This window comes from Cellulomonas aerilata (assembly GCF_007991755.1).
In the GTDB taxonomy this organism is placed as follows: domain Bacteria; phylum Actinomycetota; class Actinomycetes; order Actinomycetales; family Cellulomonadaceae; genus Pengzhenrongella; species Pengzhenrongella aerilata.
In genome coordinates this window covers 525,687-546,578 of record NZ_BJYY01000001.1, presented here as the reverse complement: position 1 = coordinate 546,578, position 20,892 = coordinate 525,687, and the positions used below count along the sequence as shown (strand labels likewise).

18 protein-coding genes are annotated in these 20,892 nt (G+C 74.0%); 6 read left to right on the top strand and 12 right to left on the bottom strand.

Annotation, left to right across the window (positions count from 1 at the left end):
* Positions 1-53: 53 nt before the first annotated feature.
* From CAE01nite_RS02435 to CAE01nite_RS17970, 7 genes are all read right to left on the bottom strand, one after another.
* Positions 54-1,070, bottom strand: coding sequence for an ABC transporter substrate-binding protein (locus CAE01nite_RS02435; protein WP_146899338.1), 1,017 nt, complete (start codon positions 1,068-1,070; stop codon positions 54-56).
* A 261-nt stretch (positions 1,071-1,331) separates the two neighbouring features.
* Entirely contained in the window at positions 1,332-2,840 is a 1,509-nt protein-coding gene (gene araA, locus CAE01nite_RS02430; protein WP_146899336.1) for an L-arabinose isomerase, read from the bottom strand.
* 80 nt (positions 2,841-2,920) lie between these two features.
* A complete protein-coding gene (locus CAE01nite_RS02425) occupies positions 2,921-3,640 on the bottom strand; it encodes an L-ribulose-5-phosphate 4-epimerase (RefSeq protein WP_146899333.1) in 720 nt (239 codons plus the stop codon).
* A 43-nt stretch (positions 3,641-3,683) separates the two neighbouring features.
* Positions 3,684-5,336 (bottom strand): xylulokinase, encoded by a 1,653-nt coding sequence (locus tag CAE01nite_RS02420; protein WP_146899330.1) that lies wholly within the window; start codon positions 5,334-5,336, stop codon positions 3,684-3,686.
* Positions 5,337-5,462: 126 nt separating this feature from the next.
* Positions 5,463-6,566, bottom strand: a complete 1,104-nt coding sequence (locus CAE01nite_RS02415; protein WP_307724966.1) for a LacI family DNA-binding transcriptional regulator — start codon at positions 6,564-6,566, stop codon at positions 5,463-5,465.
* Positions 6,567-6,571: 5 nt separating this feature from the next.
* A complete protein-coding gene (gene proC / locus CAE01nite_RS02410; protein WP_146899327.1) occupies positions 6,572-7,390 on the bottom strand; it encodes a pyrroline-5-carboxylate reductase in 819 nt (272 codons plus the stop codon).
* A 126-nt stretch (positions 7,391-7,516) separates the two neighbouring features.
* Positions 7,517-8,281 (bottom strand): hypothetical protein, encoded by a 765-nt coding sequence (locus tag CAE01nite_RS17970; RefSeq protein WP_186816382.1) that lies wholly within the window; start codon positions 8,279-8,281, stop codon positions 7,517-7,519.
* Positions 8,282-8,407: 126 nt separating this feature from the next.
* Here CAE01nite_RS17970 and radA point away from each other — a divergent pair, with 126 nt between their 5' ends.
* Together radA and disA are read left to right on the top strand one after the other, a co-directional pair.
* Positions 8,408-9,880, top strand: coding sequence for a DNA repair protein RadA (gene radA / locus CAE01nite_RS02400; protein ID WP_146899325.1), 1,473 nt, complete (start codon positions 8,408-8,410; stop codon positions 9,878-9,880).
* Between the two features lie 9 nt (positions 9,881-9,889).
* The gene (disA, locus tag CAE01nite_RS02395) at positions 9,890-10,975 is read left to right on the top strand and encodes a DNA integrity scanning diadenylate cyclase DisA (RefSeq protein ID WP_146899323.1); all 1,086 of its coding nucleotides are present in this window, start codon (positions 9,890-9,892) and stop codon (positions 10,973-10,975) included.
* A 78-nt stretch (positions 10,976-11,053) separates the two neighbouring features.
* On the opposite strand, the gene CAE01nite_RS02390 is transcribed toward disA, so the two are convergent.
* Positions 11,054-11,698, bottom strand: a complete 645-nt coding sequence (locus CAE01nite_RS02390) for a hypothetical protein (RefSeq protein ID WP_146899320.1) — start codon at positions 11,696-11,698, stop codon at positions 11,054-11,056.
* 155 nt (positions 11,699-11,853) lie between these two features.
* On the opposite strand from CAE01nite_RS02390, the gene CAE01nite_RS02385 reads away from it, so the two are divergent.
* Positions 11,854-12,756, top strand: coding sequence for an iron-sulfur binding domain-containing protein (locus tag CAE01nite_RS02385; RefSeq protein WP_146899317.1), 903 nt, complete (start codon positions 11,854-11,856; stop codon positions 12,754-12,756).
* Between the two features lie 3 nt (positions 12,757-12,759).
* On the opposite strand, the gene CAE01nite_RS02380 is transcribed toward CAE01nite_RS02385, so the two are convergent.
* Both CAE01nite_RS02380 and CAE01nite_RS02375 read right to left on the bottom strand, forming a co-directional pair.
* Positions 12,760-13,269, bottom strand: coding sequence for an amino-acid N-acetyltransferase (locus tag CAE01nite_RS02380; RefSeq protein ID WP_146899314.1), 510 nt, complete (start codon positions 13,267-13,269; stop codon positions 12,760-12,762).
* Positions 13,270-13,328: 59 nt separating this feature from the next.
* Positions 13,329-14,429 carry a sugar-binding transcriptional regulator gene (locus tag CAE01nite_RS02375; protein WP_146899312.1) on the bottom strand — a complete coding sequence of 367 codons (1,101 nt, stop codon included), beginning with the start codon at positions 14,427-14,429 and terminating at the stop codon, positions 13,329-13,331.
* A gap of 165 nt (positions 14,430-14,594) precedes the next feature.
* On the opposite strand from CAE01nite_RS02375, the gene CAE01nite_RS02370 reads away from it, so the two are divergent.
* The 3 genes from CAE01nite_RS02370 (at position 14,595) to glpK (ending at position 18,800) form a co-directional block, all read left to right on the top strand.
* A complete protein-coding gene (locus CAE01nite_RS02370; RefSeq protein ID WP_146899309.1) occupies positions 14,595-16,346 on the top strand; it encodes a glycerol-3-phosphate dehydrogenase/oxidase in 1,752 nt (583 codons plus the stop codon).
* A 100-nt stretch (positions 16,347-16,446) separates the two neighbouring features.
* A complete protein-coding gene (locus CAE01nite_RS02365; RefSeq protein ID WP_146899306.1) occupies positions 16,447-17,166 on the top strand; it encodes an MIP/aquaporin family protein in 720 nt (239 codons plus the stop codon).
* A gap of 116 nt (positions 17,167-17,282) precedes the next feature.
* Complete coding sequence (glpK, locus tag CAE01nite_RS02360; protein WP_146899304.1) at positions 17,283-18,800, top strand: glycerol kinase GlpK; 1,518 nt, start codon at positions 17,283-17,285, stop codon at positions 18,798-18,800.
* 170 nt (positions 18,801-18,970) lie between these two features.
* Here the strand turns inward: glpK and CAE01nite_RS02355 are convergent, their stop codons facing one another.
* Complete coding sequence (locus tag CAE01nite_RS02355) at positions 18,971-19,738, bottom strand: SDR family NAD(P)-dependent oxidoreductase (protein ID WP_146899301.1); 768 nt, start codon at positions 19,736-19,738, stop codon at positions 18,971-18,973.
* The gene (locus CAE01nite_RS02350; protein WP_146899298.1) at positions 19,735-20,853 is read right to left on the bottom strand and encodes a sugar kinase; all 1,119 of its coding nucleotides are present in this window, start codon (positions 20,851-20,853) and stop codon (positions 19,735-19,737) included. The genes CAE01nite_RS02355 and CAE01nite_RS02350 overlap by 4 nt, the downstream gene beginning before the upstream one ends.
* Positions 20,854-20,892 lie beyond the last annotated feature (39 nt).

Below are 20,892 nucleotides of genomic sequence, written 5' to 3'. Positions count from 1 at the left end.
TGACGACACCCGACCGGCCGCGCGCGGCGCGGCGGCCGGTCGGGCGGGTGCGATCAGTACTCGCGGGTCGGCAGGGCCTCGGCGGCTGCGGCCTGGTCGAACGCCTTGTCCTCGACCACGATGCGCTTCTCCACCGGGTTGCCGGCGACGACGTCCTTGATGATGTCGGCGAGGTCCGGGCCGAGCAGCGGGTTGCACTCCACGATGTAGTTGATCTTGCCGTCGACGAGCGCCTGCATCCCGTCCTTCACGGCGTCGATCGTGACGATCTTGATGTCCACGCCGGGCTGGAGCCCGGCCGCCTCGATCGCCTCGATGGCGCCGAGGCCCATGTCGTCGTTGTGGGCGTAGACGAGGTCGATGTCCGGGTTGGCCTGGAGGAAGCCCTCCATCACCTGGCGGCCCTCGGTCCGGGTGAAGTTCCCGGTCTGCGAGGCGATGATCTTGATGTTCGGGTTGCCCTCGATGGCGGACTCGAAGCCGGCCTTGCGGTCGACGGCGGGCGCGGCACCGGTCGTGCCCTGGAGCTCGACGACGTTGAGCGGCTCGCTGCCGAGGTTGTCCACGACCCACTTGCCGGCGGTCTCGCCCTCGAGCACGAAGTCGGAGCCGATGAACGACTCGTAGAGCGTCTCGTCCTGCGAGTCCACCGAGCGGTCCGTCAGGACCACGGGGATGTCGGCGGCCTTGGCCTCCTCCAGCACGGCGTCCCAGCCCGACTCGACGACCGGGGAGAACGCGATGACGTCCACGCCCTGGGCGATGTAGGACCGGATCGCCTGGATCTGGTTCTCCTGCTTCTGCTGCGCGTCGGAGAAGCTGAGGTCGAAGCCGTTCTCCTCCGTCAGCGTGTCCTGGATGGACTTCGTGTTGGCGGCGCGCCAGCCGCTCTCCGCGCCGACCTGCGAGAAGCCGACCGAGATCAGGTCGCCGTCGCCGCCGCCGGAGTCGCCGCCCGCGCCGGCGTCGCCGCCCCCGGAGTCGCCGCCGCCGCACGCGGTGAGGCTCAGCGCCATGATCCCCGCGGCGCCGGCCGCGAACATCCGCTTGGTGAAGTTGGTGGTCTTCATGCTTCTCCTCCTCGAGACGCGTCTGCCGGCTGGTTCATCGATGACCCGGTGCGCACGGCAGCGCGGTGTCTTCTGCGACCCGCTGCGGTCATGTTAACGCTCACATAGGTGGGGTCCAACCCCTCTGGGTCACGGCTTCGTAACGCCGCGGGCGGCCACCGTCGGGGCTGCCCCCCACGCCGGACGCACGTCGGACCCGGACCGCCGCAGCGGTCCGGGTCCGTCGTCCGTGCGGGCGGGGAACCAGGGGGCCGACCCCGCCTACAGCCTCTGCGCGAGCCGGTAGTACGCCTGGTTGGTGCGGACCTCCCGTGCGAACGACCGGCGGGTGGTCTCCTCGTCGATGACCAGCAGCTCGGTGCGGGCGATCTCGGCGAAGTCCTCGAACACCTCGACGCCGACCTGGGTGGTGAGCACGGTGTGGTGCGCACCGCCGGCCGTCAGCCACGCCTCCGCGGACGTGGTGAAGTCCGGGCGCGGCTTCCACACCGCACGCGCGACGGGCAGGTTCGGCAGGTCGGCGTCCGGCGGGACGACGTCGACCACGTTCGCGGTGAGCCGGAACCGGTCGCGCATGTCCGCCATCGCGACCACCACGCCGGGGCCGGCGTCGGTGTCGAAGACCAGGCGGACGGGGTCCTCGCGGCCGCCGATGCCCAGCGGGTGCACCTGGAGCGAAGGCCGCGCGGTGGTCAGCGTCGGGCAGATCTCGAGCATGTGGGCCCCGAGGATCTTCTCCTCGCCGGGCACCAGGTCGTAGGTGTAGTCCTCCATCAGCGAGGCGCCTCCGGCCAGCCCCTGCCCCATGACCTTTGCGGCGCGGACGAGGATCGCGGTCTTCCAGTCCCCCTCGGCGCCGAACCCGTACCCCTGAGCCATCAGGCGCTGCACCGCCAGGCCGGGCAGCTGACGCAGGCCGCCGAGGTCCTCGAAGTTCGTCGTGAACGCCCGGGCCCCCAGCCCCTCCAGGAAGGTGCGCAGCCCGGCCTCCTGCCGCGCGCCGTAGCGCAGCGACTCGTGCCGCTCGCCGCCGGACCGCAGCTCGGGGACGACGTCGTACAGCTCCTCGTACTGGGCGACCAGCGCGTCCACCTCGGAGTCGGCGACGGCGTCGACCATCTCGACGAGGTCGTTGACGCCCCAGGTGCTCACCTCGACGCCGAACCGCAGCTGCGCCTCGGTCTTGTCGCCCTCGGTGACCGCGACGTTGCGCATGTTGTCGCCGAAGCGCGCCAGGCGCAGCTCGTGGGTGGCCTTCCACCCGGCGGCGGCGCGCACCCAGGTGCCGACGCGCGAGCGCACCGCCGGGTTCGACACGTGACCCGCCACGGTCTTGCGGGCGACGCCGAGCCGGGTCTGGATGTAGCCGAACTCCCGGTCGCCGTGCGCGGCCTGGTTGAGGTTCATGAAGTCGAAGTCGATCTCCGCCCACGGCAGCTCCACGTTCGCCTGCGTGTGCAGGTGCAGCAGCGGCACGCGCAGGGCGTCGAGCCCCGCGATCCACATCTTCGCCGGCGAGAACGTGTGCATCCACGCGACGACGCCCAGGCACCGGTCGTCGGCGTTGGCCTCCAGCGCGAGGCGGCGGATCGCGTCCGAGCTCTTCAGCACCGGCTTCCACACGACCTCGACCGGGACCTCGTCGGACTCGCCGAGCGCGCGGGCGATCGCCTGGGACTGCTCGGCGACCTGGCGCAGGGTCTCCTCGCCGTACAGGTCCTGGCTGCCGGTGAGGAACCAGATCTCGCGGTCGGCGTAGGGCTTGGTCATGGGTGCTCCTGGCTGGGCGGGCGGGGCGGGCGGGCTGGCTGGGTGGACGGGCGCGGGTGGGGTGGTCCGACGGGGCAGGCTCAGGCCTGGCCGTAGACGTTCTGGTAGCGCTCGTACAGGGAGTCGACGTCGGACTGCGCGATCGCCAGCGGCTCGCCGAGCTGGCGGGCGACGTGCACCGTGCGCGCCACCTCCTCCGCCATCACGGCGGCCTTGACCGCGGCCCGGGCGTCCTTGCCGATGGTGAACGGGCCGTGGTTGCGCATGAGCACGGCCGGCGACCGGCTGCCCTGCAGCGTCTCGACGATGCCGCGACCGATGGAGTCGTCCCCGATGAGCGCGAACGGGCCGACCGGGATGGGGCCGCCGAACTCGTCGGCCATCATCGTCAGCACGCACGGGACCTCCTCGCCGCGAGCCGCCCACGCCGTCGCGTAGGTGGAGTGCGTGTGCACCACGCCGCCGACCCTCGGCATGTGCCGGTAGACGTACGCGTGCGCCGCGGTGTCGGACGACGGCGACCCCTCGCCGTCCACCAGCCCACCGTCCAGGTCGCACACGACCATCGCGGCGGCGGTGAGGTCGTCGTACGTCACGCCGGACGGCTTGATGACGAGCAGGTCGTCCGGCCCGGGCCCGGCGGCGGGGTCGACGACGACGCGCTGGGACACGTTCCCGGCCGTCCACACCACCAGCCCCCAGCGGGGCAGCTCGGCGTGCAGGGCGGCGACGACGTCACGGGTGCGCGCGACGGCGTCGCGGACCTCGCTGCCGTACGCGTCCAGCGTCTGGGCGGTCATGGGCGGTCTCCTGCCTGGGTGACGGTCATGTCGGTGGTCGTGCTCAGAGGTCGATCGCGGCGGCGGCGCGCTCGATCGGCAGCCCGGCGACGAAGCGCTCGCGGAACGTCGCGAACCCCTCGACGTCGCCGCGGTCGGGCTCGACGACATCGACGGAGGCCTCGGCGAACACCGCGGTGCGCAGGTAGGTGCCCAGGTCCTGCTCGCTCGCCGCGCAGAGGTAGGACGCGAGCAGGGCCATCCCCCACGGTCCGCCCTCGCTCGCCGTGCGGGAGACGCCGACCGGGGCGCGGACCGCCGCGGCGAGGAGCCGCTGGGCGACGCCCGCGGTCCGGAACAGGCCGCCGTGGGCGAACAGCGTGTCGACCTCGACGCCCTCCTCCTCCAGGACCCGCATGCCCAGGCTGAGGGTGGCGAACGCGCCGAGCACCTGCGCGCGCACGAGGTTCGCGAGCGTGAGCCGGCTGCCCGGGGTGCGCACCACGAGCGGGCGGCCCTGGTCGAGCCCGGTGATGGGCTCGCCCGCCAGGTAGTTGTAGGCGAGCAGGCCGCCGCCGTCGGCCTCGCCGTCCAGCGCCTCGCGCAGCAGCGTGCCGAAGACGGCGTCCGGGTCGGTCGGGTGCCCCAGGGCGGCGGCGAACCGGCCGAACACCTCCGCCCACGCACCGAGCTCGCTGGCGCCGTTGTTGCAGTGCACCATCGCCACGGGGTCGCCGGCCGGGGTCGTGACGAGGTCCAGCTCGTGGTGCACGCGCTCCAGCGGCCGCTCGAGCACGACCATCGCGAAGATCGACGTGCCGACGCTGACGTTGCCGGTCCGGGGCGCGACCGCGTCGGTCGCCACCATGCCGGTCCCGGCGTCGCCCTCCGGCGGGCACAGCGGGACGCCGGCCTGCAGCGTGCCGGACGGGTCGAGCAGGGCCGCGCCCTCCGCGGTCAGCGTGCCGGCCCCCGTCCCCGCGACGAGGACCTCGGGGAGGAGGTCCCGGAGCCGGAACCCCGGGCGGCGCGCGGCCACGTGCTCGTCGAACCGGGCGAGCAGGCGGGCGTCGTAGTCCCTGGTCGCCGGGTCGATCGGGACGACGCCGGACGCGTCCCCGACGCCGAGGACGTCGCGGCCGGTCAGCCGCCGGTGGACGTAGCCGGCCAGCGTCGTCAGCGTCCGGACCTGCGGGACGTGCGGCTCGTCGTCGAGGATCGCCTGGTAGAGGTGCGCGATCGACCAGCGCAGCGGGATGTTCTGCCCGAACAGCTCGGTGAGCTCGCTCGCCGCGCGCCCCGTGCTCGTGTTGCGCCAGGTGCGGAACGGCACGAGCAGCTCGCCGTCACCGTCCAGGGCGACGTAGCCGTGCATCATCGCGGACACGCCGAGGGCGCCGACCGTCGTGGGGCGCAGGCCGTGCCGGCGCTCGGCGTCGTCCAGGAGCGAGGCGACGCAAGCCCGCAAGCCGGCCCAGACCGCGTCCACCGCATAGGTCCACGTGCCGTCGACGAGCGCGTTCTCCCAGTCGTGGCTCCCGGTGGCCAGGACCGTGCCGCGCGGCCCCACCAGGCATGCCTTGATGCGGGTCGAGCCGAGCTCGATCCCGAGGGCGGTGTCGCCCCGGTCGATCGCCCACGACGGAGTCGCGGTCGAGGAGGAGGTGACCGAGGGCGGGGTCGCGCTCGGGTCGCTGCCCGGGGTGTCGACGGCCATGTCGCTCCCGTCCGTGTCGGGGTGGGCACCCGGTCGCGGCGGCGCGACCGACGGGTGCGCCCCGGCGGTCACCGGCGGGGCACGACGATGTTAGCGCTCACACCAGCGTCGTCCAAGCGCCGACGATCAGCCGTGCGGCGGCCCGGAGCTCTCCCGGACCACGAGCCGGGGCGCGACCGTGTCCGGATGGGGGTCGCCCCCGTCGATGAGGTCGAGCAGCACGGCGAGGCACCGGGCGCCGAGCTCGCGGAAGTCCTGCCGGACGGTGGTCAGCGGCGGGACGAAGTGGGCGGCGCCGTCGACGTCGTCGAAGCCGACCACCGAGACGTCCCCGGGGACCCGCACCCCCGCCTCGGCGAAGGCGTGCAGCAGGCCCAGGGCCAGCTGGTCGTTCGCGGCGAAGACCGCGGTCGGCAGCCCGTCGGCCAGCAGCCGCCGGCCCGCCCGGTAGCCGCTGTCCGCGCTCCAGTCCGCCGGCAGCGCCGGACCCGGCTCGACGCCCGCGGACCGCAGCTCGTCCTCCCAGCCGCTGACCCGACGGCGCGCGTCCAGCCAGTGCGCCGGACCGGCGACGTGGACCACGCCGGTGTGGCCCAGGTCGAGCAGGTGCCGCACCGCCGCCCGGGCGCCGGCGTACTGGTCGACGGCGACCGTGCGCGGTCCCGGCCCGGGCAGCACCGGCGGCCCGACCATGACGACCGGCACCGCCGAGGCGAACCGGCGGACGGCGTCGACGGCGTCATCGTGCCCCGCCACGACCACGACCCCGTCGACGCCCTGGTCCAGGAAATGCTCCAGCGCGCGGCGCATCGCCTCGGCCTGCCACCGGGCGACCGTCGCGACGCTGACGAACCGGCCCGCGTCCCGTGCCGCGTTCTCGATCGCGATGAGCGTGCTGGTCGGCCCGAACAGCGCGGACCCGGACGTGACGACGCCGATCGTCCCCGTCCGCCGCGTCACCAGGGCACGCGCAGCCGTGTTGCGCCGGTACCCGGTGGCCTCGATCGCGTCCAGCACCCGCTGGCGCGTCTCCTCCCGGACGGACGGGTGGTCGTTGAGCACCCGGGACACCGTCTGGTGCGAGACGCCGGCGACCGCGGCGACGTCGCTCATCGCCGGTGGGCGGGCGGACGGGCGGACGGGCGGGCGGACCGACGGGCGGACGGCCGCCAGGTCGGACGAGCGGGCGGGAGGGTCGGCGGCGGGGCGCGGGGCGACGGGCGTGGACATGCCGGCTACTGGGCGCCGAGCTCGACGGACCGGTCCCGGGCCGCCTCTGCGGCGGCGATGAACGCCGCCCGCACGCCATGGGCGTCGAGCTCGCGGACGCCGGCGACCGTGGTGCCACCCGGGGACGACACCCGCTCCCGCAGGACGACCGGGTGCTCGCCGGTCTCCTGGACCATCGCCGCCGAGCCGAGCACGGTGGCGACCGCGAGCTCGCGCGCCCGGTCCCGGGTCAGGCCCAGCAGCACCCCGGCCTCGGCCATCGCGTCGATCACGTAGAACACGTACGCAGGGCCGGAGCCGGAGATGGCGGTGACCGCGTCCAGGTCCTTCTCCGGTGCGCGGACCACCAGGCCGGTGCGGGCCAGGACCCGCTCGGTGACCGCGAGGTGCTCCTCGCCCGCGTGGGTACCGGCGCTGATCGCGCTGGCGCCCCGACCGATGACCGCCGGGGTGTTGGGCATGACGCGGACGACCGGCGTGCCGTCCGGCAGCCGCGCCTCGTAGAACGCGCATGTCAGGCCCGCGGCGACGGAGACGACCAGGGTGCCGGGCCGCAGCACGTCGCGGATCTCCCCGAGCACGCCGGCGACGTCGTGCGGCTTCAGCGCGACCAGGACCACGTCCGCCCAGCGGGCGACCTTCGCGTTGCCGTCCGCGGCCCGCACGCCGTAGCGCTCGGACAGCTCGTTGGCGCGGACCGCCGAGCGCTCGGTCACCCGGACGTCCTCGTCCGTCCACCCGGCGCGCAGCGCAGCGGACACGACCGTCTCACCCATGACCCCGCCGCCGAGCACGGCCAGCCGGGGTGTCGTCACGTCGTCCATCTCGTCCCTCCCACCGCGCGCCGCCCACGCCCGGGCGGGCGCGACGTGCGGGCCCAGACTAGGTGCGGCCCGGGTCCTGGGCGGCGCTGCGGCGTGGGTCGGTACACGAGGGTCAGTGAGCGAGCGTCAGTACGGGTAGGCGGCGTAGACGTCCCGGACGACGTCGGCCGGACCGGTCGCCTGCAGCACCACCGTGCCGTTGGACCACGTGACCGTCCCGCTGCCGTCCGCGGCCTGGGTCAGCGTCCAGCCCCCGACGACGGCGCCGCCCACCTGCACCTCGCCCGACGTCGGCCCGCCGTCGGTCACCGGGACCGCGGTCGCACCGGCGGCGGTGGTCGCCGCCGCGAGCGCGGTCGCGGCGTCGGCGTCGGACTCCCACTGCCCGGCGGTGACGGTGACCGTGCCGGCCGCGCCGTCGGAGTAGTCCAGGCGGTACCCCTCGAGCGCCCCGGCCGCGAGCAGGGCCGGCTCCTCGACGAGCGACGTCAGCGCGTACCCGAGGACCGAGCTCGGCAGGGAGTCCGCGAACGGGCTCACCGGCGCGCGCTCGACGGGCGCGATCGTCGGCGTCGGCGACGGCAGGACGACCGTCTCGGGCGCGACCGCTCCCGGCTCCCGGTCACCGTCCAGCAGGCCGAGCGCCAGGGCCGTCCCACCCACGACGACGAGAACGCCGGCGAGGACGGCGAGCAGCACGCGGCGGCGCCGACGGCGCGGCGGCCCGGGGGTGGCTGCGGCGGCGTCCGGGGCGGAGCGGTCCGGGGTGGCGGACCCCCGGGTCGTGGGGTCCCCGGTCACGGGGTCCGGGGTCGTGGGGTCCGGGATGGCGGCGCCGTCGCCGGCCCCCGCCGCGGCGGAGCCGCCGGGACCGCCCCTGGCCTTGCTCATCGCTCCCCTCCCGGGTGTGCCGGGGTGCTCGCGCCCGGTCCACATCGGCGCGAGCCTACGCACCCCGTGCACCGCAGCTGTGCACCCTCCGCGGCCATGTCGGACGCGGCGGCTACCGTCGGCGCCATGGCTTCCCCCGCGAGCACCCGGCGCACCGACCGCACCCCCCGACCCGGGTACCGGTGCGCCGAGTGCGGCTGGACCACGTCCAAGTGGGTGGGCCGCTGCGGGGAGTGCCAGGCGTGGGGCAGCGTCGCCGAGGAGGCCGGCCCGGGTGGCGGCGCACCGCGGACGGCCACCACCGCCGCGCGCACCCCGGCGCTGCCCATCGGCGAGATCGACGTGGAGCTGGCCCGGGCTCGGCCGACCGGCGTCGAGGAGCTCGACCGGGTGCTCGGCGGCGGGCTCGTCCCGGGCGCGGTCGTCCTGCTCGCGGGTGAGCCGGGGGTCGGCAAGTCCACCCTCCTGCTCGACGTGGCGGCGCGGGCCGCCCGCGGTGGACGGCGGGTCCTGTACGTCACCGGGGAGGAGTCGGCCGGTCAGGTGCGGCTGCGCGCGGAGCGGATCCGGGCGGTCGACCCGAACCTGCTGCTCGCAGCCGAGACCGACCTCGGCACGGTGCTCGGGCACGTCGACCAGGTCGCCCCCGACATGCTGGTCGTCGACTCGGTGCAGACCATCGCGTCGGCGCAGGTGGACGGAACGGCGGGGGGCGTCTCGCAGGTCCGTGAGGTCGCCGCGGCGCTCATCGCCGTCGCCAAGGAGCGGGACATCCCCACGGTCCTCGTCGGCCACGTGACCAAGGACGGGTCCATCGCCGGCCCCCGCACCCTCGAGCACCTCGTGGACGTGGTGTGCCAGTTCGAGGGCGAGCGCCACTCGCGCCTGCGGCTCGTCCGGGCGACCAAGAATCGCTACGGACCCACGGACGAGGTCGGCTGCTTCGACCTGTCCGAGACGGGCATCGTCGGGCTGACCGACCCGAGCGGGCTGTTCCTGTCCCAGGCGCTGAACCACGTGGCCGGCACCTGCGTGACCGTGACCCTCGAGGGGCGCCGGCCGCTCGCCGCCGAGATCCAGTCGCTCGTGGCCACGAGCGGGCTCGCCAACCCCCGCCGGACGACCAGCGGCGTGGACTCCAGCCGCCTGGCGATGGTGCTCGCGGTGCTGCAGCAGCGGGTCGGGGCGCGGCTGGCGGAGTTCGACGTGTACGTCTCCACGGTCGGCGGCGCCCGGGTGGTCGAGCCGTCCGCGGACCTCGCCGTCGCCCTGGCGACGGTCAGCGCACGGGAGAACGTGCCGCTCAAGCCCGGCATGGTCGTCATGGGCGAGGTGGGCCTCGCCGGGGAGATCCGGCCGGTCACCGGGGCCGCCCGGCGGCTGCAGGAGGCGGCCCGGCTGGGGTTCGTACGGGCGATGGTGCCGCGCGGGTCGCTCGCGCCCGGCCAGGCGCCGGCCACGATGGCGGTCACCGAGGTCGCCGACCTCCACGAGGCGGTGCTGCTGAGCAGCAAGCCGCGGGACGCCTCCGCGGCCAGGCGACCGGCAGCCGGGCCGGTCCGACCCCGGCTCCACCAGGTCGACAGCGGCCCCGCGTAGGATCCGGACGTGGCCACGCCCTCCCTCACCCCCGACGACCTGCTGCGGACGACGCTGGCCGCCGTCGCGCCGGGCGGGGAGCTGCGCGACGGGCTCGAGCGCATCCTGCGCGGGCGCACCGGGGCCCTGGTCGTCCTCGGCTTCGACCGGACGGTGGAGTCCATCTGCACCGGCGGCTTCGTCCTGGACGTGGAGTTCTCCGCGACCCGCCTGCGTGAGCTCGCCAAGATGGACGGCGCCGTCGTCCTGGACAAGGACGCCACCCGCATCCTGCGCGCAGCGGTGCAGCTGCTGCCCGACCCGTCGATCGAGACCACCGAGTCCGGCACGCGGCACCGCACGGCCGAGCGCGTCGCCAAGCAGACCGGCTTCCCGGTCATCTCGGTCAGCCAGTCGATGCGGATCGTCGCGCTGTACGTCGGCGGGCTGCGCTACGTGCTGGAGGACTCCGACACGATCCTGTCCCGCGCGAACCAGGCGCTCGCGACCCTCGAGCGCTACAAGGCGCGCCTCGACGAGGTGAGCGGGACGCTCTCGGCGCTCGAGATCGAGGACCTGGTCACCGTGCGGGACGTGTCCGCCGTCGTCCAGCGGCTGGAGATGGTGCGCCGGATCTCCGAGGAGATCGCCGGCTACGTCGTCGAGCTCGGCACCGACGGCCGCCTGCTCGCGCTGCAACTCGACGAGCTGATCGGCGGGATCGGCGCCGACCACGAGCTGGTCATCCGCGACTACGTCGAGACCTCGCGCAAGGAGCTGGAGTCGGCCGCCGTGCAGGCGGCGCTCGCCGAGCTCAACTCCACCGAGCTGCTCGACCTCGCGCACATCGCCCGGATCCTGGGCCTGCCCGGCGGCGGCGACGCCCTCGACGCCGCGGTGGGGCCGCGCGGGTACCGGCTGCTGTCCAAGGTGCCGCGGCTGCCCGGGGCGATCGTCGACCGGCTGGTCGGGCACTTCGGCGGCCTGCAGAAGCTGCTGGCCGCGGGCATCGAGGAGCTCATGGCCGTCGACGGCGTTGGTGAGCAGCGGGCCCGCGCGGTGCGCGAGGGCCTCTCCCGGCTCGCGGAGTCGAGCATCCTCGAGCGGTACGTCTAGGCCGTCGGGAGTGCGCCGCGTCCGCTGCCCCGGCAGGTCCGCCCGTCACGTAGGTGCCGGGCACCGGCAGCCGTGCGGCTACAGCAGCGCGAACACCACCGGCACGGAGCTGACCGTGCCCAGCGTCGTCACGGCCTGGTAGGTCCCGGGGCGCGGCTCCGGCAGACCTGCGGGGCAGCCCTCAGCTGTGCGGGTCCGCTCCCAGGTCAGCTCGGCCGTGTCCGCCGCGCCCGCCCCGAGCAGCAGCTGCCGGGAGGCGGTGTCGGCGGTGGCGCAGTCCTTGCTGGACCAGATCCGGTCCGGGCCGGAGGTGATGAGGATCTCCCGGTTGGCGTCCCCGGCGTCGACGGTGCACGGGACGTCGCCCACGTTGGTGATCGTGGCCGTCAGGACGGGCCGCGTGGCGGCGTCGTAGATCTGCCCGCTGGCGGTCAGCGTGACCTGCAGCGCGTCCGCGACGCAGTCCACCGGGGTGGCCGGAGCCGCGTCGGCGTCGTCCTCGGCGGCCCTCTCGTCGGCGCGCTCGCCGGAGGACTGCTCCTCCGCCCGGTCCTCGGGCTGCTCGGCCGCGCTGGCGGCGGCGTCCCCGCCGTCCCCCAGGAACCGGGCGGCGATCGCCCATCCTGCGGCCGCCACCAGCAGGAGGAGCGCCACGACGACCAGCCGGCGGACCCAGTAGACGCGCGCTCGCTGGGGACCCACGGGGTGCAGGACCGTGCTCATCGCCCCTCCTCGTGGAGCCGGTTCGCTCCGTCGCCGTCCGGCTCGACCACCGCTCCCACGCTACGTCGGCGCGTGACGGCGCCCCCCGGCGGCGCGCCGACGGCGCGCCGACGGCGACGTCACTCGTCCGGGCGTACGGCGCGCCGTGCGGCACGATGTCGCCCGTGCCGTCGTCCCCCCTGACCGACCGGGTCACCGTCTGGTTCGGTGAGCACCGCCGTGACCTGCCGTGGCGTGCGCCGGACCGCACGCCGTGGGGCGTGCTGGTCAGCGAGGTGATGCTGCAGCAGACCCCGGTGGTGCGCGTCCTGCCCGTGTGGGAGCAGTGGCTGCGGGTGTGGCCGGTGCCGGCCGACCTCGCCGCCGCCGGCACGGCCGACGTCCTGCGCGCCTGGGGGCGGCTGGGCTACCCGCGGCGGGCGCTGCGCCTGCAGGAGTGCGCCCGGGCGATCACCGAGCGGCACGACGGCGTCGTGCCGAGCGACGAGGACGAGCTGCGTGCGCTGCCGGGGATCGGCTCGTACACGGCCGCCGCGGTGGTCGCGTTCGCGTACGGCGGCCGGTCCGTCGTCCTGGACACGAACGTCCGCCGGGTCCTCGCGCGCGCGGTCGACGGCGCCGCCCTGCCGTCGCCCGCGCATACGGTCGCCGAGGTGCGCCGGGCGACGGCGCTCGTCCCGGACGCCCCGGGGGACGCCGCGGCCTGGGCCGCCGCGTCGATGGAGCTGGGCGCCGTCGTCTGCACCGCCCGGGCGCCGCGGTGCGGCGCCTGCCCGGTCGCGGACCTGTGCCGGTGGCGCGCGGACGGGTACCCGCCCGACCTCCACGCCGCACGCCGCCGGACGCAGGGCTGGGCCGGCACGGACCGGCAGGTGCGCGGCCGGGTCATGGGGCTGCTGCGCGACAGCGTGGGGCCCGTCCCGCTCGTGGAGGTGGAGCGGCTCGCCGTCGAGGGCACCGACCGGCCGCGGCTGCAGCGGTGCGTGGACGGGCTCGTCGCAGACGGCCTCGTCGAGGTGGTCGGCGACGACGAGCCCGCCCTGCGCCTGCCGGCCTGAGGGCTACTCGAGCTCGATCAGCATCCTCGTGTTGCCGAGCGTGTTCGGCTTGACCCGCGCGAGGTCGAGGAACTCCGCGACGCCGTCGTCGTGCGAGCGCAGGAGCTCGGCGTACACGTCGGTCGGGACGGGGGTGCCGTCGATCGCGGTGAACCCGTGCGCGGTGAAGAAGTCGACCTCGAAGGTCAGGCAGAACAGCCGCCGCAGCCCGAGATCGCGGGCGCGCTGCACCAGCGCGTCGAGCAGCGCGTGCCCGACGCCCCGGCCGCGCCACGCCGCGTCCACCGCGAGCGTGCGGACCTCGGCCAGGTCCTGCCACATGACGTGCAGCGCCCCGCAGCCGATCACCTCGCCGTCCGCCTCCGCCACGAGGAACTCCTGGACGGACTCGTAGTAGCCGACCATCTCCTTGGCGAGCAGGATCCGCTCGTTCGCGTACGGCGCCACGAGGTCGGCGATGGCCCGCACGTCGGCGGGCAGCGCGGGGCGCACGGTGAAGGGGGCGGCGGTCACGCGCCCACGCTAGCGGCGCGGCGTGCACCGCCCCGGCGTCCGCTCGTCGGACGCATGCTTCAGCGAGGCACCCGGTACCCTGCCCCGCCGGACCGCGCCGCCGCCCGGACCGCCGCCGCGGGCCGCCCACCCGCACGCGACCCGTGCGCGTCCCACGCCCCGGTGTCCATCGCGGTCCGGGACCGCTCGGCGCTGGTCGGCATGGTGGCCGCGACGACGTCGAGCAGCCGCGAGGCGGTGAGCTCGTCGGTCACCACGTCGGTCACCACCCCGGAGCGCAGCGCGGCGAGCAGCGGCACGACCTTGTTGTCGCCGGCCACGACGCACACCCGCCGCGGCACCCGGTGCAGCTCGTCCGGCGTCGGCCCGGTCGCCCGGGCGTTGAGCGCGACGTCGGCGTAGCTGCCGTCGGCCCGCAGGAACACCGTGCACACGTCCCCGACGACGCCCTCCTGGTGCAGGGTCTCCACGTCGGCGTCGTCCAGGTAGCCGGCCGCGTACACGTGGCTCGGCACCGCACCGGCCACCGCGCCGACCGAGAACAGGGCGATGTCTGCACGTCGTTGCACGTCAAGGACCCGCCGCACCGATCGCTCACGCCACATCGCGGCCTTCGTGTCGGGGAAGTCGAAGAACGCCGGGACCGGGAAGTGGTGCACCGCCGCGTCGAACGCGGAGCCGAAGCTGGAGATGAGGTCGCTGGCGTACTCGATCCCGCTGGTGCGGGTGTTGGCCGCCCCGTTGAGCTGCACCACCGCGCTGCCGCGGGTGGGCTTGTGCACCAGGTGCCGGCTGACGGCGGCCAGCGTCGTCCCCCAGGCGACGCCCATCACCATGTCGGAGTCGAACCACGAGGCGAGCAGCTTCGCCGACGTGAGCGCGACCTGGTCCAGCCGGTCGATCTGCGCGGCGGAGTCCGGGACCGGCACGACGTACGCGGCGATCCCGAACCGCGCGCCGAGCAGCTGGCCCAGCCCGGGTGCGCGGGTGCTCGCAGGCCGCAGGGTGATCTCGACCAGCCCGGAGTCCCGCGCCCGCTTGATGAGCCGGGACACCGTCGACCGGGACGTGCCCAGCTGACGCGCGATGACCTCCATCTTCATGTCCTGGAGGTAGTACATCGACGCCGCCCGCAGGACGTCCTGCTCACGCTCCTGCACCGACGGTCACCCCTTCGTGATGCACATACGTGCAGGTTGCTTGCGCGTCCGTTCGTGCGGTGGAAAGCATAGGCCCCGTCGCACGCAGGGCGCCCCGACGACGTCCCGACGCAGGTCAGCGTGCAGGCACGGGTCGACCTGACCCGCGCCGGCGAGGAGGACGAAGTGAAGACAGCCGCACTCACGGCCCAGGCCCGCAGCGCCGCGCTGACGGAGCTGGAGCGGAGCACGAGCTCGGGTCACGAGCTGGACGTCCTGGTGATCGGCGGCGGGGTCACGGGCGCCGGCATCGTCCTGGACGGTGTCACCCGCGGCCTCAAGGTCGGGATCGTCGAGGCGCAGGACTGGGCGAGCGGGACGTCGAGCCGGTCCAGCAAGCTCGTGCACGGCGGGCTGCGGTACCTGCAGATGCTCGACTTCCACCTCGTGCGCGAGGCCCTTACCGAGCGCGACCTGCTCCTGCGGCGCCTGGCGCCGCACCTGGTGCGCCCCGTGTCGTTCCTCTACCCCCTCGAGCACCGCGTCTGGGAGCGCGCCTACGTCGGCGCCGGCGTCGCCCTCTACGACACCCTGGCCAGCATCAACGGCCGCCGTCGCGCGCTGCCCATCCACCGGCACGTGACCCGCAAGGGCCTGGAGAAGCTCTTCCCCGACCTGCGTCACGACGCCGCCATCGGCGCCGTCCGCTACTGGGACGCCAGCGTCGACGACGCCCGCCTGGTCTCCACCCTGATCCGCACCGCGGTGTCCTACGGCGCCCACGCGGCGTCCCGGACCCAGGTCGTGGCCATGACCACCACCGAGGGCGGGACCGTCACCGGCGCCACCGTCGAGGACCTGGAGACGGGCCGGACGTTCGACGTGCGCGCGCGGCACGTCGTCAACGCGACCGGCGTGTGGACCGAGCAGACCGAGTCGCTGGCTGGCACCGACGGCGGGCTGCGGGTGCTGGCCTCCAAGGGCATCCACATCGTCGTGCCGCGGGACCGCATCGCCGGGGACGTCGGCCTGATCCTGCAGACCGAGAAGAGCGTCCTGTTCATCATCCCGTGGTCGCGCTACTGGGTGATCGGCACCACCGACACCGCGTGGCACGAGGACCTCGTGCACCCGGTCGCCAACGCGGCCGACATCCAGTACGTCATCGACCACGCCAACGCGGTGCTGTCGCACCCCATCGCGCGCGAGGACGTCATCGGCACCTGGGCGGGCCTGCGCCCGCTGCTGCAGCCGGGGACGAAGGCCGGCACGTCGTCGGCCAAGGTGTCGCGCGAGCACACCACCGCCTCGCCGACGCCGGGACTGACGGTGATCGCCGGCGGCAAGCTCACGACCTACCGGGTGATGGCCAAGGACGCGATCGACTTCGCGATCGGCGGGCGCGCTCACACCCTGCCGTCCATCACCGACACCATCCCGCTGGCCGGGGCGGAGGGCCTGCAGGTGCTGCAGCGTCAGGCACCCACGATCGCCCGCCGCTACGGCTGGTCCCGCGCGATGCTCGACCACCTGCTGCACCGGTACGGGTCCCTGCTGCCCGAGCTGACCGCCATGGTCGACGAGGACCGCACCCTGGGCGACCGCCTCACGGGTGCCCCGGCGTACCTGAGGGTCGAGATCGCCTACGCGGTGACCCACGAGGGGGCTCTGCACCTGGACGACATCTTCATGCACCGCACCCGGCTCAACTACGAGCAGGCGGACCGGGGGCTGGGGGCCATCGACGAGATCGCCGACATCGTCGCGCCGCTGCTCGGGTGGGACGAGGCGACCCGCTCGGCGGAGATCGCCGCCTACACCGCCCGCGCCCAGGCGGAGGCAGCCGCCGAACTCCAGCCGGACGACGCCGCGGCCCAGCGCGCGCGGCTGGCCGCCACGGACATCACGCCGCTGCGCGAGGTGAGCCCGGCCCTGTGACCTGACGTCGGTGCGGGGGGGGCACCGGCGGCACGTCCCGGTCCGACGGCGGGCCGGGAAGCACGCGACAAGGACGTCCCGTCAACCCTGAGAGGTCAATGTGAGAGAAGCTTTCGTATCCGAGGTCGTCGGGACAGCGTTCCTGATCCTGCTCGGAGCCGGCGTGGTGGCCAACGTCATCCTGCCCAGGACCAAGGGGTTCGGCAGCGGCTGGCTGGTGATCAACTTCGGGTGGGGTCTGGCGGTGTTCGCCGGTGTCTACGCGTCGGCGGGCTCCGGCTCGCACCTGAACCCGGCCGTGACGCTTGGCCTGCTCGCCAACGGCGCCGACGAGTTCGCGGACGGCGTCGAGGCCAACCTCACCTCCACGCTCGTCTACATCCTCGCGCAGCTCATCGGTGCGTTCATCGGTGCCGTGCTGGCCTTCCTCGCGTACAAGAACCACTTCGACGAGCCGGCCGACCCCGCGGTGAAGCTCGGTGTGTTCTCCACCGGCCCGGAGATCCGCTCCTACGCCTGGAACTTCGTCACCGAGGTGATCGGCACCTTCGTGCTGGTCTACATCGTCATCCAGTTCGGCAGCACGCCGTCCGGCCTGGGCCCGCTGGCGGTCGCCCTGCTCGTCGTGGGCATCGGCGCGAGCCTCGGCGGTCCGACGGGGTACGCCATCAACCCGGCCCGTGACCTGGGGCCGCGCATCGCGCACGCCATCCTGCCCATCAAGGGCAAGGGCTCCAGCGACTGGGCGTACTCCTGGGTCCCGATCGCCGGGCCGATCGTCGGTGGCGTGCTCGCCGGCCTCGCCGCGCGCCTGGGCTGACCGCGGGGAGGCACACCCACCGGTCGTGCCGGCGCACCGACGCGCCCGGCCGACCCTCACCACCCGCCCACCCGGCGGCCTGCAGACGACCACCACCAGAAGGGCAACGACGCACCATGGCTGACTACGTCCTCGCGATCGACCAGGGCACCACGAGCACCCGCGCGATCGTCTTTGACCACTCCGGGCTCATCGTCGAGACCGGGCAGATCGAGCACGAGCAGATCTTCCCCAAGGCCGGCTGGGTCGAGCACGATGCCAACGAGATCTGGCGCAACACGCGCGAGGTCGTGGGCCTCGCGCTGACCCGGGCGAACCTCACCTTCCGCGACATCGTCGCCGTCGGCATCACCAACCAGCGCGAGACCGCGGTGGTGTGGGACCGGACGACCGGCCAGCCGGTCTACAACGCGATCGTCTGGCAGGACACCCGCACCCAGAAGATCGCCGACGACCTCGGCGCCCTCGGCGGCGGCGCGGACCGGTACAAGGACAAGGTCGGGCTGCCGCTCGCCACGTACTTCTCCGGTCCCAAGGTCAAGTGGATCCTGGACAACGTCGACGGCGCCCGGGAGAAGGCGGAGCGGGGCGACCTGCTGTTCGGGAACACCGATGCGTGGGTCGTGTGGAACATGACCGGCGGGGCCGACGGCGGCATCCACGTCACCGACCCGACGAACGCCTCGCGCACCATGCTGATGAACCTCGACACGCTCTCGTGGAACGAGGAGATCGCGGCCGACATGGGCATCCCGATGTCCATGCTGCCCGAGATCCGCTCCTCCTCCGAGGTCTACGGCCACGGTCGCGAGGGCGGCATGGTCCCGGGTGTGCCGATCGCCGGCATCCTCGGCGACCAGCAGGCGGCGACCTTCGGGCAGGCGTGCTTCGAGGTCGGCAACGCCAAGAACACCTACGGCACCGGCAACTTCATGCTGCTGAACACCGGCACCGAGCCGATCCTGTCTAAGAACGGGCTGCTGACCACGGTCGGGTACAAGATCGGCGACCAGCCGACCGTGTACGCCCTCGAGGGCTCGATCGCCGTCTCGGGGTCGCTGGTGCAGTGGCTGCGCGACAACCTGGGCCTCATCTCCTCGGCCCCGGAGATCGAGAAGCTCGCGGCGACCGTGGAGGACAACGGCGGCGCGTACTTCGTCCCGGCGTTCTCGGGCCTGTTCGCCCCGTACTGGCGGTCGGACGCGCGCGGGGCGCTCGTCGGCCTGACCCGGTACGTCAACAAGGGACACATCGCCCGCGCGGTGCTGGAGGCCACGGCCTTCCAGACCCGCGAGGTGCTCGACGCGATGAACGCCGACTCCGGCGTCGACCTCACCGAGCTGAAGGTCGACGGCGGCATGGTCGCCAACGAGACGCTCATGCAGTTCCAGGCCGACATCCTCGGCGTGCCCGTCATCCGGCCGAAGGTCGCCGAGACGACCGCCCTGGGCGCGGCGTACGCGGCCGGCATCGCGGTCGGGTTCTGGAACGGCGAGCAGGACGTCATCGACAACTGGGCCGAGGACAAGCGCTGGACGCCGTCGATGGACGACGCCGAGCGCGACCGCCAGTACCGCCTGTGGAAGAAGGCCGTCACCAAGACCTTGGACTGGGTCGACGAGGACGTGAAGTAGCCCCACGCCCCACCGCGGCCCCGCCCCCGCGGCCCCGCCACCCCGGCCGCCGCGCACCGCGCGCATGACCGCGCGCATGACCGCCGAGTGCGACGTTCCGCCCCCGTCCGGCTTGCCGGAAGGGAACGGAGCGTCGCACTCGGCGTGTGGGGGGCAGGCGGGTGGTCGCCTCAGCGCAGCCAGGCGCCCCCGTTGACGTCGATCACCGCGCCGGTGACGAACCCGGCGCCGTCCGAGGCGAGGTAGAGCGCCGCCGCGGCGACGTCGGCCGGCACGCCCGGGCGGCCGACCGGGATGCCGGCGATCGCCGCGCGCTGAGCGTCGGCCGGGGTGAACGTCTCCTGGAACGGCGTCTCGCCGATGAAGCCGGGCGCGATGGAGTTCACCGTGATCCGGCGTGAGCCGAGCTCCTTGGCCAGGCCGCGGGTCATGCCGTCCATGCCGGCCTTCGCGGCGGCGTAGGCGACAGCTCCCGGACCGCCGCCGTTCTGCCCGGCCTGCGAGCTGATCGAGATGATCCGGCCGCCGTCGGGCATGTGCTCCAGCACCGAGCGGGTCACGTAGAACATGCTCGTCAGGTTGACGTCGAGCACGGCGTGCCAGTGCTCGTCCGACATCGCGGCGACCGGGACGCGCCCCACGAGGCCGCCGGCGTTGTTGACCAGGACGTCGATGCCGCCGCCCAGTGCCGCTGCGGCCCGCCCGACGACGTCGTGCACGTCGGTGCTGTTCGTCGCGTCCAGCGGCAGCGCGACCGCGGTGCGGCCGAGCGCCTCGATCTCGGCCACCACGGGGGCGGCGTCGTGGGTGCGGTAGGTGACCGCGACGTCGGCGCCCGCGCGGGCCAGGGCGACCGCGATCTCGCGGCCGATCCCGGTGCCCGCTCCGGTCACCAGCGCGCGCAGGCCGGTCAGGTCGGTGCTCGACGCCCGGCTCATCGGTCGACCCGGGCGCCGCCGCCGCCGGCGAGCTTGAGGACCTCGGCCTTGGTGACCATGGTCGTGTCGCCCGGGGTCGTCATCGCCAGCGCGCCGTGGGCGGCGCCGTACTCCACCGCCGTCTGCAGGGACTGGCCGTCCAGCAGCCCGTAGATCAGGCCGGAGGCGAAGGAGTCGCCACCGCCGACGCGGTCGAGGATCTCCAGGCGCTCGCGGTGCGTGGACTGCACGACGCCGGTCTCGCGCGACCAGGCGAGCGCGCCCCAGTCGTTGATGCTCGCCGAGTGCACGGTGCGCATCGTGGTGCCGATCACCGCGAAGTTGGGGTACGCGGCGGCGGCCGTCTCGATCATGGCGGCGAACTTGTCGACCTCGAGCGCCGACAGGCTCTCGTCGACGCCCTCGACCTCGAAGCCGAGGGAGGCGGTGAAGTCCTCCTCGTTGCCGATCATGACGTCGATGTGCTTCGCGATCTCCTTGTTGACCTCCTGCGCCTTCGCCAGGCCGCCGATCGCCTTCCACAGGCTCGGCCGGTAGTTCAGGTCGTAGGAGACGACCGTGCCGTACTGCTTGGCCTTGGTGACCGCCTCGACCACCGTGTCCGCGGTGCTCTCGCTGAGCGCCGCGAAGATCCCGCCGGTGTGCAGCCACCGCACCCCGAGCTCGCCGAACAGGTGGTCCCAGTCGACGTCGCCCGGCTTGAGCTGGGACACGGCGGTGTTGCCGCGGTCGGAGACCCCCACCGCGCCGCGGACGCCGAAGCCGCGCTCGGTGAAGTTCAGGCCGTTGCGCACGCCGCGGCCGATCCCGTCGTACGGAGCCCAGCGGATGAACTGGGTGTCGAGCCCACCGGTCAGGATGAAGTCCTCGACCAGGCGCCCGATCTCGTTGTCGGCGAGCGCGGTCACGATCGCACCGCGCAGGCCGAACGCCCGGCGCAGGCCGCGGGTGACGTTGTACTCACCGCCGCCCTCCCACGCCCTGAACTGGCGGGCGGTGCGGATGCGCCCCTCGCCCGGGTCGAGGCGGAGCATGACCTCGCCGAGGGAGACCGCGTCGTAGCGGCACTCGGAGGCGGGACGGATGGTCAGGGCGGACGTGGACTGCTCGGTCATGAAGGATCCTCGGTGATCGTCAGGGGACGGGAGCGGGGG

Coding starts and splice junctions, on each gene's coding strand:
- proC (WP_146899327.1), bottom strand. CDS start 7,390: ATGGACGACGTGACGACACCCCGGCTGGCCGTGCTCGGCGGCGGGGTC.
- glpK (WP_146899304.1), top strand. CDS start 17,283: ATGGCTGACTACGTCCTCGCGATCGACCAGGGCACCACGAGCACCCGC.
- CAE01nite_RS02425 (WP_146899333.1), bottom strand. CDS start 3,640: ATGACCGCCCAGACGCTGGACGCGTACGGCAGCGAGGTCCGCGACGCC.
- radA (WP_146899325.1), top strand. CDS start 8,408: ATGGCTTCCCCCGCGAGCACCCGGCGCACCGACCGCACCCCCCGACCC.
- CAE01nite_RS02435 (WP_146899338.1), bottom strand. CDS start 1,070: ATGAAGACCACCAACTTCACCAAGCGGATGTTCGCGGCCGGCGCCGCG.
- CAE01nite_RS02415 (WP_307724966.1), bottom strand. CDS start 6,566: ATGTCCACGCCCGTCGCCCCGCGCCCCGCCGCCGACCCTCCCGCCCGC.
- CAE01nite_RS02420 (WP_146899330.1), bottom strand. CDS start 5,336: ATGGCCGTCGACACCCCGGGCAGCGACCCGAGCGCGACCCCGCCCTCG.
- araA (WP_146899336.1), bottom strand. CDS start 2,840: ATGACCAAGCCCTACGCCGACCGCGAGATCTGGTTCCTCACCGGCAGC.
- CAE01nite_RS02355 (WP_146899301.1), bottom strand. CDS start 19,738: ATGAGCCGGGCGTCGAGCACCGACCTGACCGGCCTGCGCGCGCTGGTG.
- CAE01nite_RS17970 (WP_186816382.1), bottom strand. CDS start 8,281: ATGAGCAAGGCCAGGGGCGGTCCCGGCGGCTCCGCCGCGGCGGGGGCC.
- CAE01nite_RS02385 (WP_146899317.1), top strand. CDS start 11,854: ATGTCGCCCGTGCCGTCGTCCCCCCTGACCGACCGGGTCACCGTCTGG.
- CAE01nite_RS02350 (WP_146899298.1), bottom strand. CDS start 20,853: ATGACCGAGCAGTCCACGTCCGCCCTGACCATCCGTCCCGCCTCCGAG.
- CAE01nite_RS02390 (WP_146899320.1), bottom strand. CDS start 11,698: ATGAGCACGGTCCTGCACCCCGTGGGTCCCCAGCGAGCGCGCGTCTAC.